This window comes from Bradyrhizobium campsiandrae (assembly GCF_014529705.1).
Classification (GTDB): domain Bacteria; phylum Pseudomonadota; class Alphaproteobacteria; order Rhizobiales; family Xanthobacteraceae; genus Bradyrhizobium; species Bradyrhizobium campsiandrae.
Map to the genome: position 1 here is coordinate 21002 of NZ_JAANIH010000025.1, position 12453 is coordinate 33454.

11 protein-coding genes and 1 pseudogene are annotated in these 12453 nt (G+C 65.9%); 3 read left to right on the forward strand and 9 right to left on the reverse strand.

Features of this window, described 5'->3' with window-relative positions; all coding sequences use genetic code 11:
• Window positions 1–15: 15 nt before the first annotated feature.
• Genes G8O24_RS19655 through mhpA form a run of 3 tightly spaced genes read right to left on the reverse strand, consistent with a single transcriptional unit; the run spans window position 16 to window position 3640 of the window.
• Window positions 16–1224 carry an ABC transporter substrate-binding protein gene (locus tag G8O24_RS19655; protein WP_188102132.1) on the reverse strand — a complete coding sequence of 403 codons (1209 nt, stop codon included), beginning with the start codon at window positions 1222–1224 and terminating at the stop codon, window positions 16–18.
• Window positions 1225–1264: 40 nt separating this feature from the next.
• Entirely contained in the window at window positions 1265–2116 is an 852-nt protein-coding gene (locus tag G8O24_RS19660; RefSeq protein WP_188102134.1) for a fumarylacetoacetate hydrolase family protein, read from the reverse strand.
• 27 nt (window positions 2117–2143) lie between these two features.
• Window positions 2144–3640, reverse strand: a complete 1497-nt coding sequence (mhpA, locus tag G8O24_RS19665; protein ID WP_188102136.1) for a bifunctional 3-(3-hydroxy-phenyl)propionate/3-hydroxycinnamic acid hydroxylase MhpA — start codon at window positions 3638–3640, stop codon at window positions 2144–2146.
• A 171-nt stretch (window positions 3641–3811) separates the two neighbouring features.
• Between mhpA and G8O24_RS19670 the strand changes: the two genes are divergently transcribed.
• Entirely contained in the window at window positions 3812–4471 is a 660-nt protein-coding gene (locus tag G8O24_RS19670; RefSeq protein ID WP_244645909.1) for a TetR/AcrR family transcriptional regulator, read from the forward strand.
• A gap of 320 nt (window positions 4472–4791) precedes the next feature.
• Here G8O24_RS19670 and G8O24_RS19675 read toward each other — a convergent pair whose 3' ends face one another.
• A complete protein-coding gene (locus G8O24_RS19675) occupies window positions 4792–5583 on the reverse strand; it encodes a DNA-binding transcriptional regulator (RefSeq protein WP_188102138.1) in 792 nt (263 codons plus the stop codon).
• Between the two features lie 146 nt (window positions 5584–5729).
• Here G8O24_RS19675 and G8O24_RS19680 point away from each other — a divergent pair, with 146 nt between their 5' ends.
• The gene (locus tag G8O24_RS19680) at window positions 5730–6713 is read left to right on the forward strand and encodes a VOC family protein (protein WP_188102140.1); all 984 of its coding nucleotides are present in this window, start codon (window positions 5730–5732) and stop codon (window positions 6711–6713) included.
• Between the two features lie 21 nt (window positions 6714–6734).
• Here G8O24_RS19680 and G8O24_RS19685 read toward each other — a convergent pair whose 3' ends face one another.
• Window positions 6735–7388, reverse strand: coding sequence for a response regulator (locus G8O24_RS19685; protein ID WP_188102142.1), 654 nt, complete (start codon window positions 7386–7388; stop codon window positions 6735–6737).
• Window positions 7385–8770: a sensor histidine kinase gene (locus G8O24_RS19690; RefSeq protein WP_188102144.1), complete on the reverse strand. Its 1386-nt coding sequence runs from the start codon at window positions 8768–8770 to the stop codon at window positions 7385–7387. Before G8O24_RS19690 ends, G8O24_RS19685 begins: the two co-directional genes overlap by 4 nt.
• Window positions 8771–8956: 186 nt before the next feature.
• Here G8O24_RS19690 and G8O24_RS19695 point away from each other — a divergent pair.
• A pseudogene (locus G8O24_RS19695) lies at window positions 8957–9391 on the forward strand (DUF2380 domain-containing protein); the annotation flags it as partial.
• Here the strand turns inward: G8O24_RS19695 and G8O24_RS19700 are convergent.
• The 3 genes from G8O24_RS19700 to G8O24_RS19710 are packed head-to-tail and all read right to left on the reverse strand — an operon-like array spanning window position 9391 to window position 12424.
• Window positions 9391–10422, reverse strand: coding sequence for an L-idonate 5-dehydrogenase (locus G8O24_RS19700; protein ID WP_188102146.1), 1032 nt, complete (start codon window positions 10420–10422; stop codon window positions 9391–9393). The pseudogene G8O24_RS19695 and the gene G8O24_RS19700 overlap by 1 nt on opposite strands.
• 22 nt (window positions 10423–10444) lie before the next feature.
• Complete coding sequence (locus tag G8O24_RS19705) at window positions 10445–11212, reverse strand: SDR family oxidoreductase (RefSeq protein ID WP_188102148.1); 768 nt, start codon at window positions 11210–11212, stop codon at window positions 10445–10447.
• A 12-nt stretch (window positions 11213–11224) separates the two neighbouring features.
• Window positions 11225–12424, reverse strand: a complete 1200-nt coding sequence (locus tag G8O24_RS19710) for a mandelate racemase/muconate lactonizing enzyme family protein (protein WP_188102150.1) — start codon at window positions 12422–12424, stop codon at window positions 11225–11227.
• Window positions 12425–12453 lie beyond the last annotated feature (29 nt).

A 12453-nucleotide genomic window follows, 5' to 3' on the forward strand; every position in this document is an offset into this window, starting at 1 on the left:
TCGCTTGGGAATGCTCTATTTGCCAATCAGGCTGCATTTGCTGCGGTCGAGCGGGCGAAACGCCTGCTCGGGCGGAATGGTCGCGACCAGCTTGACGAAGTCCCACGGCCCCCTGGACTCCTGGGGCGTCTTGACCTGCACCAGATAGAGATCGTGCACCATGCGCTGGTCCTCGCGGATGCGGCCATTGGGCGTATAGGCGTCCGACACCGGGGTCGCCTTCATCTTGGCCATCACGGTCGCGCTGTCGTCCGAGCCGGTGTCCTTCACGGCCTGCAGATAGTGGCGCACGGCGGAATAGACGCCGGCCTGGATCTGCGAGGGCATCGCCTTGCGGCGGGCATAGAACGCATCGGAGAACTTTCGCGCGGCCGGCGAGACATCCTCGAAGAACGAGGTGACGATGAGATCGCCGCGCGTCGCCTTCAGGCCGACCGCCTCGATGTCGACGTTCTGGAACGACATCGGCACGATCTTGATGCCTTGATCCGCAAGGCCGAACTCCTCCGCCTGCTTGAGCGCGGTGGCGTTGTCACCGGCGACGTTGATCGCGAGGATCTTGGCGCCCGAGGATTGCGCCTGAAGCAGGAAGGATGAAAAATCGGGCGTGCCGAGCTGCGCCTTGACGCTGCCGGCAACCTTGCCGCCCAGCGCGACGATGCGCTCGCGCGCGGTCGCCTCGATCGAATGGCCGAACGCATAGTCGCCAGTGATGAAGAACCACGGCTCCTTGCTGGTCTGCATGATGCCGGAGACGACCGCGGTCGCGGTGGAATAGGCGTCCTGGGTCCACTGCACGCTTGATGGTGCGCAGGCCTCGTCGGTGAGCTGGTTGGCGCCTGCGCCGGAGACGAGGAAGATCTTGCCGTTGCCGCGCACCAGTTCCTGCACCGCGAGGGCCGCGCCGGAGCTGCCGCCATCAGCGATCGCCTGCACGCCGTCGCTGAACCATTTGCGGGCGAGCGAGGCGGCAAGGTCCGGCTTGTTCTGGTGATCGGCCTGCAGGATCTCGATCGGCTTGCCGTTGATCTTGCCGCCGAACTCCTCCGCCGCCATGCGCGCCGCCTCGACCGAGCCCGGACCCATCGCAGTCGCGAACACGCCGTTCATGTCGGTGAGCACGCCGATGCGGATGGCCTCGCCGTTGATCTCGGCGCGCGCAGCGCCTGTCAGCGCCAGTGTGATTAACAGGATGGCAGTGGAGGGGGTGCGGATAGTGGCCATGGCGTTTCCTGATGTTATCGTTGATGGATCGGTCGCGGTGTCAGGCCGGCTCGGCGATGACCTTGTTGCGCAGGACGCCAATGCCGGAGATCTCGACCTCGACGGTGTCGCCCGGGCGCATCCACAATGGCGGCGTGCGCTTGGCGCCGACGCCGCCGGGCGTGCCTGTCACGATGACGTCGCCGGGGACGAGCGGGCAGATCGTCGAGATATAGGCGATCAATTCGGGGACGGCGGTGATCAACAGATCGGTGGTGGTGTCCTGCACCACGGTGCCGTTGAGCCGGGTCTGCAAGGTGAGCTTCGACGGGTCCGGAATCTCGTCTGATGTCACCAGCCACGGGCCGAAGCTGCCGCTCTCCGCGAAGGTCTTGCCGGAGAGGAATTGGCTGGTGTGGCGCTGCCAGTCGCGGATGCTGCCTTCATTGTAGCAGGCATAGCCGGCGATATGGTCGAGCGCACGGCTCGCGGGAATGTGCCGGCCTTGCTTGCCGATGACGAGGGCGAGTTCGCCTTCATAATCGAAATCGTCGCTGACCCCAGGTTTCACGATCGGCTGGAGGTGACCGACCTGGCTGCAGGGGAAGCGGACGAACAGCGCCGGCTTCTCGGTGACGGTGCGTCCGGTCTCGGCGACGTGGTCGCGATAGTTGAGGCCGACGCAGATGATCTTGCCGGGGTCGGGGATGACAGGGGCGAAGCTGATGGCCTCCAGCGGATGATCCGGCGCGGTAGCAGCGACCAGCCTAGCCGCCTCGGCCACGCGGCCCGCTTCGAGCAATTGCCGCAAAGAGGTGCAAGGCGCCATGCGCGCGCCGAGATCGACGACGCCGTTGTCCTTGACGGCCCCGAAGGAGGCGCGGCCGTTGGCGATGAAAGAGAGCAGCTTCATGAGATATCCTTGGGGGAGATTGTTCGGTCAGGCCGCGGACGGCACATGGGTGGAAGGCGTAATGGCGGCGATGAGCCGGTCGAGCTCGGCATCGTTGCGGGCGGTGCCGCCGATGTAGCGGTCGGGACGAACCAGCGCGGCGATGAGGCCGTGCTCGCGCAGCCAGGGTCCGATGCCTTCGGCATCATCGCTGGTCAGGATCTTGAATCCCCCTTGCAAGAGCGCAGGATGGCCTGCGCTCTCGACGAGCAGGACATGGCTGTAGCCGATCCGGTCATCGCTGCGGTTGCCGTCCTTGAGCACGAATTGCGGCGCAAGATGTCCGGCGAGAGGCAGGTCGCCGAGCGCGAGCCCGGGGCCGAGCAGGGGCTTTTTGACGTCGAGCTTGACCGGCGCATTCTCGCGCGCCTGCCCGGCAGCGAGGCCGGCCTCGATCGCCTTGGTGTTGATGACGCCCCCGAGGCGAATGGCGAGCTCGATGAACTCGCGCACATGCGGCAGCCGTTCGCTCTGATAGGTATCGAGGATATCGGAGCTCGCTTCGCCGCGACTGATCGCGGCGAGCTTCCAGGCCAAATTGGCGGCATCGCGAATGCCGGCGCACATGCCCTGGCCAAGGAAGGGCGGGGTCTGGTGCGCTGAATCGCCGGCAAGCAGTAGCCGGCCGCTGCGCCATTGCTGCGCGATGGCGGAATGAAAGGTGTAGACCGCGGCGCGCTCGAGTTCGGCATCGTCAGGGGTGACCCAGCGCGACAGCAGCTCCCAGACCTTCGCCGGTTGTGCGACGTCGTTCGAATCCTCCTCGGGGAGAACCGTGATCTCCCAGCGCCGCCGGGCGCCGGTGCCGCGCACGTAAGTCGCCGGCCGCCTGACGTCGCAATGCTGGAGGCTGTAATCGCCGAGATCGTCGCGCGCGCGCTTGAGCTGCACGTCGATCACCAGCCAACGCTCATGGAAGCCGAGATCGTCCATGCCGGCGCCGATGAAGCGGCGCACGAGCGAACGTGCACCGTCGCAGCCGATCACGTAGGCCGCGCGGACTTCGCTGAGCTTGCCATTGGAGAGATCCTCGTAGCGGACCCGTACGCCCCTCTCGTCCTGATCCAGCGCGAAGACGTCGCAGCGACTGCGTAAGGTGACGTGCGGCCAGCGTGCGAGGCCTGCGATCAGCACGTCCTCGAGATCAGGCTGGTGGAAGCGATAGCTGAGATTCCACCCCATGGGGGTTGGCGTCTGCGGCCGCGACCAGTCCAGCAGCATTTTGCCGTCGGCATCGAGGAACAGCATGCCCGGGCTGAGGATGACCTGCGGCAGGATCGCCTCCGCAAGGCCGATGGTCTGGAACACCCGCATGCATTCATCGTCGAAATGCACCGCGCGCGGCAGATGATAGGTCCGCGCCTCGCGCTCCAGCACCAGGGTCCGCAGGCCGCAGAGGCCGAGCAGATTGGCCAGCGTGGCGCCGACAGGACCACGACCGACGATCACGGCATCGAATTCCGAAGCGGCGGAGTTATTTTGCATGCGCCATCTTTGTCCTCGGGCGGGTCTTGGCTTCAACGCCGCCGTGCCGAGTGTCCATCCAGCGGACACAGGGCTCCGCGCCCGCGAGGCTCAGCCGGGCCGAGGCCGATAATGCTCTTGCAATCGGCGGCAATTACATATATGTACATTTGAACATATATGCAGGTAGCCATGGCGAAGGCCAGACAGAAGAGCGTTGCGCCGTCCCGCCCGAGAGGGCGTCGCAGCAAGGACATGCCGGATGGCCGCCAGGCACTCCTGGCGGCGGCAACCCACGCGTTCGCTTGTCACGGTTTTGATGGCGCCGATCTGCGCAGCTTCGCGGCCGACGCCAAGGTCAGCGCCAATCTTGTGCGCGTTCACTTTGGCAACAAGGCTGCGCTCTGGGAGGCTTGCCTCGATCGCGTCGTCGCGGTCGGGCTTCCTGCCATGGCCGGGGTCCAGAAGATCGCTTGCGATTCCGCCCGCCCGCTGAGTGAACGGCTTTGCGCCGTGATCTCCGAGATCGCCCACTTCTACGCAGCCAATCCGGATGTCAGGGATTTCGTCGTCCGGCATGCGAGCGAAGCGCCGGAGCGTGCCGTGCTGGTGTCGGATCGGCTTCTGCGTCCCGCATATGCGACAGTGCGTGAGCTTTTCTCCGCCGGCATCGAAGCCGGAATCATTCGCAGCCCGCATCCCGCGCTGTTCTTTGCTCTTCTCAACGCGGCGCTCAACCAGCCACCGGCTTTTCCGATGCTGCTGAATCGGATCGCGCCCGAGATCGATCCGGAAACCTCCCGCGAGCTTCTGATCGAGACGACCATCGCGACGTTTCTCCACCTTCCATGATGCTGGGTGACGTCGCCTGCCTTCCCAAACGCCAACCCCAACCCGAGAGTGAGTATCCCTATGCAGTTCCGCCTAGTTCTTGCCCTGCTGAGTGCAACCATGTCGCCGGCTCTGGCCCAGTCCGGTCCGAGCGAGGCCGACCAGCGGCAAGCCTGCATGGGAGATGCTCTTCGGCTTTGCGCCGCCTATGTCCCCGACCGGACGCAGATCAGGAATTGTATGGCTGCGCAGCGCGACCAGCTCAGCCCGCAATGCCGCGTCGTCTTTGATGCATCCGCCCAGGCTTTGAATCCACAACGGCGCGCCGGGTCCGGAGCGCCCTAGGATTCGATGGAGATGGCGGCCGCGGTTTCGCGTAACGGCGCAACGAACCCGGCCACGGCTTCGTCGAGCGAAAGCGCTGACCGGATCCAGATGATCGAGATGCAGCCGAACACGATGTCATCGCGAACGATCGGCACTGCGATCGACGCCGTCTTTGGATTGTATTCGCCCTCGCTGCGGATGGCGTAACCCCGCGCGGTCGTCTCGGCGATCATCTGGTCGAGGCGATCCTGGTCGAGAAAGGGGCGGTCGTCGGCTTCGTCGATGCGACGGAGATGACTGACGATGAGGTCGCGCTCGCGCGCGGGGCAGGCGGCGAGATAGGCGCGGCCCGCCGACGTGCGCAGCATCGGCAGGCGCTTGCCGATCATGCCGCGATCGATCGAGAGGGGGCTGCGCGAATGTGTGGTCTCCTGCACCACCATCGCGGCGTTCTCGTAAGTCGAGAGATCGACCGGCCAGACCAGGGTCTTGCTGAGTTCGGCCAGATAAGGCGCGGCCGCCTGGCAGATCACTACGCCTGGATCGTAGCCATCGCCAAGGCTCAGGGCGAGCCGGGTGACGCGAAAACGATCGTCGCTGGCGCTGCGGGCGACATAGCCGAGTTCCTCCAGCGTTTCGAGCAGGCGATAGACGGTCGGGCGGGGCAGATCGAGCGCGCGGGCGACGTCGCCGGCGCGGATGCCGCCGGAGCGGTTGACCTCCTGCAGCACGTCCAGCCCGCGCTTGAAGGCCCGGACGCCCTCCGACTGCCGCGGCGGCCCGTTCCGCGTCCGCTCCTTGGACACTTCGTGTTTTCTCCCTTGTGGCGCGAGACGGTGCGATTATCGTCGTTGCAAACGCGAAGCGATTGCGCGCGCCACCGTAGGGTCGTGTGCGACCGGTATCAAGTTCGCCGCAGTGCAGCGGATGCGATGCCCTTGGGAGAACGTCGATGGAAATCACCGCACTCGGCTATATCGGGATCAACTCGTCCCAGCTCGACCAATGGGGGCAGATGGCGACCGGCCTGCTCGGCATGCAGCAGGTCGATCGCGGCGGCAAGATGCGCGCCTTCCGCATGGATGATCGCAAGCAGCGCCTGATCGTCGACGGCAGCAGCGATGCCGGCCTTGCGGTGATGGGCTGGGAGGTGCCTGGCATCGCGGAGCTCGACCAGCTGGCGGGCCGATTGGAAAGCCATGGCGTCAAGGTGACGCGCGGCTCGCGCGCTCTTGCCGACGAGCGCCATGTCGCCGAACTCATCACGTTTGCCGACCCGGCCGGCAACCGGCTGGAAGCTTTCTGCCAACCCGAGCTTGCAAGCGAGCCGTTCAAGCCGGGCCGCCCGATCTCGGGCTTCCGCACCGGCGCGCTCGGCATGGGGCACGCCGTGCTCAACGTCGAGGACGTCGAGCCGCTGTTGCCGTTCTATCGCGACGTGCTCGGCTTCCACGTCTCGGACTTCGGACTGAAGCCCTATGGCCTCTATTTCTTCCACGTCAACGGCCGCCACCACTCCTTTGCGATGGTCGGCTCGGGACGCAAGGCGCTGCATCATTTCATGGTCGAGCTCGGCAGCCTCGATGACGTCGGGCAGGGCTATGATCTCGCGCAGATGGACGATGGCCGCATCGCCTACACGCTGGGCCGCCACACCAACGATCACATGACCTCGTTCTATGTGAACACGCCGTCCGGCTTCTTCGTCGAATATGGTTGGGGCGGGCGCGTGATCGACCCCCAGACCTGGCAACCGCACGAAACGTTTGATGGGCCGTCACTTTGGGGCCATGAACGGCTCAACATGCCGGAAGAGCAGCGCAAGCGCCTGCGCGACATGCGGATGGATGCGGCTGCGCGCGGCGTGCGCGTTCCCGATCCCCGCGTGCCGCCGCTGAACTGCGCCTGGCTGGATCAGATGGTCGCGCGCGAATGATCGGCCACCTGGCGGAGCCGTTCACGCCTCGCCGAGATCGGGCTCCGTCAATATCCCCTGACGCAACGCCAATCGGACCAGCTCGATGTCGGAGCCGACGCCGAGCTTGTCCTTGATCAGCGAATGCAGATTCGCCACCGTCTTGGGGCTGACATGCAGCGTCTCGGCGATCTCCTCCGTCGTGTTCTCGGCGAGCAGCAGCCGCAGCACCTCGAACTCGCGCGGGGTGAGGACATCAGCGGCCGAGTCCTCGCCGCTGATCCGGCTGAGGGCAAGCTCGTGGTCGATGTCGGGGCTGATGGCGATCTTGCCGGCGAGCACGTCCATCACGGCGCGAACCAGCGTCTCCGGTGGACTGGTCTTGGTGACGTAGCCTCGCGCGCCGGCGCGGATGGCCTGTACGGCAAATCCGGCATTCTCGTGCATGGTGAAGACGAGGATCTTGGCGGCCTTGTCCCACTGCCTGATCCGCCTGACGGCCTCGACACCGCCGATGCCGGGCATGCTGAGATCCATGATGACGAGGTCGGGCGCGACGGACTTGAACAGGCGATAGGCCTCCGCGCCGTCGCTGGCTTCGGCGATGACGCGCAGGCCCGGCTGCTTCTGCAGCACGGAGCGATAGCCTTCGCGAACGACCGAATGATCGTCGACCAGCAAAATGGTCGCGGTCATGCCGCGTGCTCCAGCGCCTGCGGGCCCGCGGCCGCGAGCGGAATGACGACGCGCAGTGCGGAGCCGCCGGATGGGCCGACCTCGAAGCTCAGCCGGCCGCGCAGGGCTGCGACCCGCTCGCGCATACCGAGCAGGCCCATCCCTGACTTCGCGACAGGATCTGTCGAGCGGCCGTCATCGTCGATGGCGAGCGTGATCTCGTCGTCATGCATCGTCAGTTCGAGGTTCACCCTGGTGGCGCCGGCATGCTTGGCGGCATTGGTGAGCGCTTCCTGGACGATGCGGTAGAGATTGGCACTGATCGTCGCCGGCAGGGTCTCGAACGTGCCGTCGAAGCGGATCGAAAAACGGGTCTCGCCGCGGCCACGGCCATTCCAGCCGGCAACGAGGCCTTCGAGGCTGGCGACGAGCCCGAGCTCCTCGACATCGGGCGGGCGCAATCGGAACAATGCGCCGCGCAGCGTCTCCATCATCCCGGTCGCGGTCCGCGCGATGCCGTCGCATTCGCCAAGCAGGGACGGGCATTCCTGTGCGGCGGTCTGCCGGGCGGAGGAGGCGAGGGCGCGGATGGCGGCCAGCGACTGGCCGAACTCGTCGTGCAGCTCGCGGGCGAGATGACGGCGCTCCTCGTCCTGGAGCGCGATCAGTTTCCGCGTCAGCTCGGCGCGCTCGGCCAGCGCGGTGTCGAGACTTTCGGCGAGATGGTTGAAGATGTCGCGCACGGCCGAGAGCTCGGCGAGATCGAACGGCGGCAGCCGCGCGGTGAGGTCGCCGGCGGCGATCTGCTCGAGACCGGCGCGGATCATGCGGGTCGGACGCAGCGCGCGGGCGAGTGCGGCATAGACCAGCACGCACAGCAGCGGCAGGGCGATCGCCAGGGCCAGCATCAAGCGGCCGGCCTCGTGCCAGGCCTCTGCCGTCTGCACGGCCGGGTCGACCGAGACCACGGCCTCGCCGAGCTTCGTCCCGCGCAGGATCACAGGCCGCGCCGCCTCGCGGCCGGGGTCGAACAGGCCGTGATAGAACGCCGTGAAGATCTGCGGCGGCGAGTCATCCGTAACAGGCGCACCGCTGCAGAAGCGCTGGAGCATCTCGCCGCTGGTGCCGCGGAACGCCAGGCACAGGCCGGGCGTCATCACATAGGCCGAGACCGGATCGAGGTTGGGAAAATCGGAGCGCGGGCTTGCCGTCCACAGCACCTTGCCCTGTTGCAGCTCCAGCGTTTTCGCCACGATGGCGGCGATGCCGTCGTTGCGCGTATGGGCGGCGCGATCCGCCGTGATCAGGAAATAGGCTGAGATCGCGGCAAAGCAGGCGGCCGATATGGCGGCCACGCGCAAGGCCAGGCGGACCTTGAGATCGAATCTTTCGCGGTTCCACATCGGCGTGCACCTGGCGCGAACGGAATGTCGCTCCCGCATTAAAGGGCAGAACGGTGCTTGCGCAAAGCGGCACCCTTACTGCGGTGCAATGTCGTGAAATTTTCCCGGTGCCGGTCGGGACGGTCACGGCTGCGGCAGATGGCGCGTCGGCCTAGCTTGCGGCCTTTCTGTCATCCGAGGCCCGCGATGCGCCGTACCCTGTCGTTGCTGTCTTTGACTGCTCTACTCGGGGCCGGGCTGGATGGCCGGGCCGTCGCTGCCGAGACCACTGTCGCGCTCGACGATTTCAGCTACACCGATACCTCGGCCGAGCCTGTCGACCAGAGCGTCGCCCATGAGCGGCGGCTTCAGGCGTTCATGGTGGCGCTGCGGCGCGACATCGCCGCCGATCCGCGTTACCGGTTGGCGCCGTCCGAGCAGGAGGGGGCGGCGTTCAAGGTCATCGGCGGCATCCAGAAGACCAGCACACTGGTGCAATGGGCCAAGGTCGCGGTGATCGACGTCGGCGCCAGGAAGGTCGTGATGGACAAGCTCTACACCTTCCGCGGCGATAACGACGAATCGTGGGAGCGTGCCGAGATGTTCGTGTCCCGCGAGGTCATGGCCGCCTTGGCGCAGCCTTAAAAGGTCAGCTGCACCTTCATCGATTGCGCGCGGTCGCTGGCGAGCTCAAACGCGGCGACGGCGTTTTCGAATGGCATGGTCGCCGTGATCAGCGGCTTGACGTCGATCAGGCCTTCGCCCATCAGCCGCACCGCCAGCTCGAACTCGGGATCGAAGCGGAAGGTGCCGCGGAGCTGTAGCTCCTTGGCGACGATGGAATTGATCGGCAGCGTCATCTCGCCGCCGAGGCCGAGCTGCACCAGCGTCGCGCCGGGACGGAGCACGTCGAGCGCGGCACGCAGCGCGGCCTGATTGCCGGAGGCCTCGAACAGGGTGTCGAACACGCCCTTGCCGACGCGCCAGGGATCGAGCGCGGCGGCATTGGTCGCGACGTTGATGGCGTGCGTGGCGCCGAGCTTCCTCGCAACCGCGAGCGGTGCGTCGGCTACATCAGTCACCACGATCTCGGATGCTCCGCCGAAGCGCGCGACCAAGATCATCAACGCGCCGATCGGGCCGCAGCCGGTGATCAGCACGCGCTTGCCGAGGAGGGCGCCGGCCTGCTTGCCGGCGTGCAGGCACACCGCGAGCGGTTCGGCGACCGCGGCCTCCGCCAGCGACAGCTTGTCGGAGATCGGCACTGCCTGCGTCGCGTCGACGGTGATGAACTCGCGAAAGCCGCCCTGCACATGGGGAAAGCGCATCGCGCTCCCGAGGAAGCGCATGTCGAGGCACTGGTTGCGTAGGCCCTCCTGGCAATGCCGGCACGCGCTACAGGGTTTGCTCGGATTGACCGCAACGCGCGTGCCTGATTTCACGCTGCCGACGCCATCGCCGACGGCCGCGACCACGCCCGCGATCTCGTGCCCCAGCGCCATCGGCTGCTGGATGCGCACCACGCCAAAACCGCCATGATGGTAATAGTGCAGGTCGGAGCCGCAGATGCCGCCATTGGCGATCTTGACGCGGACCTCGCCCGGACCGGGCGCCGTGTCAGGATAATTGTCGATCCGCAAATCCTTGGGCGCGTGAATGACGACGGCACGCATGGGCTGAGTTCCTTGTTCGCGATTACATCGCGGCGATCATGCCGCCGTCGACATAGATGATCTGGCCGTTGACGTAAGTCGAGGCGTCCGAGGCGAGGAAGATCGCCGCGCCGACGAGTTCGTCCGGCTTGCCCCAGCGCTTGGAGGGGATGCGGCCCATCAGCCAGTTGTTGAAGTCGGGGTTGTTGACCAGCGCCTCGTTCATGTCGGTCAGCATGTAGCCGGGGCCGATGGCATTGGCCTGGATGCCGTGCTGGGCCCACTCCACCGCCATCGAGCGGGTCAGGTTCTTGATGCCGCCCTTGGCCGCGGTGTAGGGGGCAATCGTGGGGCGCGCCAGCTCGCTGCCGAGCGAGCCGATATTGATGATCTTGCCGCGCTTGCGCGGGATCATGCGCTTGCCGGCCTCACGCCCGATCACGAAGGCGCTGGTGAGATCGGTCTCGATCACCTTGCGCCATTCGTCGGTGGTGAATTCCGCGAGCGGCTTGCGGTGCTGGATGCCGGCATTGTTGACGAGAATGTCGACGGCGAGCCCTTCGCGGTCGAAGCGCTCGAAGGCGCCGACGATCGCGGGCTCGTCGGTGACGTTGAAGGCGGCCCCTTCGGCCTGGTGGCCGGCGGCGCGAAAGTCAGCGACGGCCTGCTCGACACGCTTGGGATCGACGCCGTTGATGATGATCTTCGCGCCGGCCTTGGCCATGCCCTCGGCGATGGCGCGGCCGAGTCCACGGGAGGAGCCGGTGACGAGGGCGGTGCGGCCGGACAGATCGAACAGGGCGGTGCTCATCTCAAGACATCCTCAAATGGTGGAGCGGCGCACGATCAGATCGGAGCGCTCGAAGACGGCGGGCAGAAGGTCGACGCCAAGGCCGGGGCCTTCCATCGGGAAGACGTAGCCGTCCTTGATCACGGGCATCGGCGTGACGAGCTCATTGTACCAGCCCTTGTAGAAGGCGCGCACGGATTCCTGGATCAACGTGTTGGGCTGGCTGAACGACATGTGGATGGCGGCGATGAAGCCGATCGGGCCGATGCAGTCATGCGGCGCGAAGGGCCGGTGATAGGTCTCGGCCATTGCGGCGATCTTGCGCCCCTCGGTGAGGCCACCGGTCCAGCACAGATCCGCCATCACCACATGCATGGCATCGCGGTCGAGCATGTCCTTGTAGGGGAAGCGCGAGCCCAGTGTCTCGCTGGCGCAGACCCAGACGTCGGTCGAGCGCGCGTATTCGGCCAGCGCCTGCGGCGAGTTCATGCGGATCGGGTCTTCGTACCAAGTCGGCTTGTAGGGCTCGAGCGCGCGTGCGATCTGCTTCGCGGTCGGCAGATTCCACAGCGAGTGGAGCTCGACCATGATCTCCATGGCGTCGCCGACCGCCTTGCGGATCTTCTCGAACGGCTCGATCGCCTGCTTCATCTGCGCGGCGGTGATGTAGAGGCCCTTGTTCTCCTGCGCCGCCGGATCGAACGGCCAGATCTTCATCGCCGAGATGCCGCTTTCCAGCAGGCTTTCGGCGAGCGCATCGGCGCGGTTCATGAAGCCGTCGAGGTCTTCATAGGGACCCCTGGAGGCGCCGAGATTCCAGTTCGAGACCGGGCTGATATTGGTGGAGCGGACATATTGCGTGCCGGCGCAGGTGTTGTAGATGCGCTGCTTGTCGCGGCAGAGGCCACCGAGCATCTGGTGCACCGGCTGATTGCAGACCTTGCCGAACAGATCCCACAGCGCGATGTCGATCGCGGACGCCGCGCGATATTCGACGCCGGTCGAGGACTGCGCCATCGGCAGGTTCAGCATGTCGCGATGGATCGCTTCGATGTGGAGGGGATTGCGGCCGAGCAGGCGGCCGGCAAAGGTGTCATGGATCTGAGCCTCGACGGCGCCTGCACCATAGAAGGTTTCGCCGAGACCGATCACGCCGCTATCGGTGTGAACGCGCACCCAGATGACGTTGGAGAATTCCTCGGTGCGCAGCGTCTCGATCGAAATGATCTTCACAGGCCTTGTCCTCCCGTCACGGCGCCTCG

Bases quoted from the DNA above. Each gene is read 5' to 3' on its own strand.
- G8O24_RS19670 (WP_244645909.1), top strand. From the start codon at position 3,812: ATGGCGAAGGCCAGACAGAAGAGCGTTGCGCCGTCCCGCCCGAGAGGG.
- G8O24_RS19685 (WP_188102142.1), bottom strand. From the start codon at position 7,388: ATGACCGCGACCATTTTGCTGGTCGACGATCATTCGGTCGTTCGCGAA.
- mhpA (WP_188102136.1), bottom strand. From the start codon at position 3,640: ATGCAAAATAACTCCGCCGCTTCGGAATTCGATGCCGTGATCGTCGGT.
- G8O24_RS19655 (WP_188102132.1), bottom strand. From the start codon at position 1,224: ATGGCCACTATCCGCACCCCCTCCACTGCCATCCTGTTAATCACACTG.
- G8O24_RS19690 (WP_188102144.1), bottom strand. From the start codon at position 8,770: ATGTGGAACCGCGAAAGATTCGATCTCAAGGTCCGCCTGGCCTTGCGC.
- G8O24_RS19705 (WP_188102148.1), bottom strand. From the start codon at position 11,212: ATGAGCACCGCCCTGTTCGATCTGTCCGGCCGCACCGCCCTCGTCACC.
- G8O24_RS19700 (WP_188102146.1), bottom strand. From the start codon at position 10,422: ATGCGTGCCGTCGTCATTCACGCGCCCAAGGATTTGCGGATCGACAAT.
- G8O24_RS19680 (WP_188102140.1), top strand. From the start codon at position 5,730: ATGGAAATCACCGCACTCGGCTATATCGGGATCAACTCGTCCCAGCTC.
- G8O24_RS19660 (WP_188102134.1), bottom strand. From the start codon at position 2,116: ATGAAGCTGCTCTCTTTCATCGCCAACGGCCGCGCCTCCTTCGGGGCC.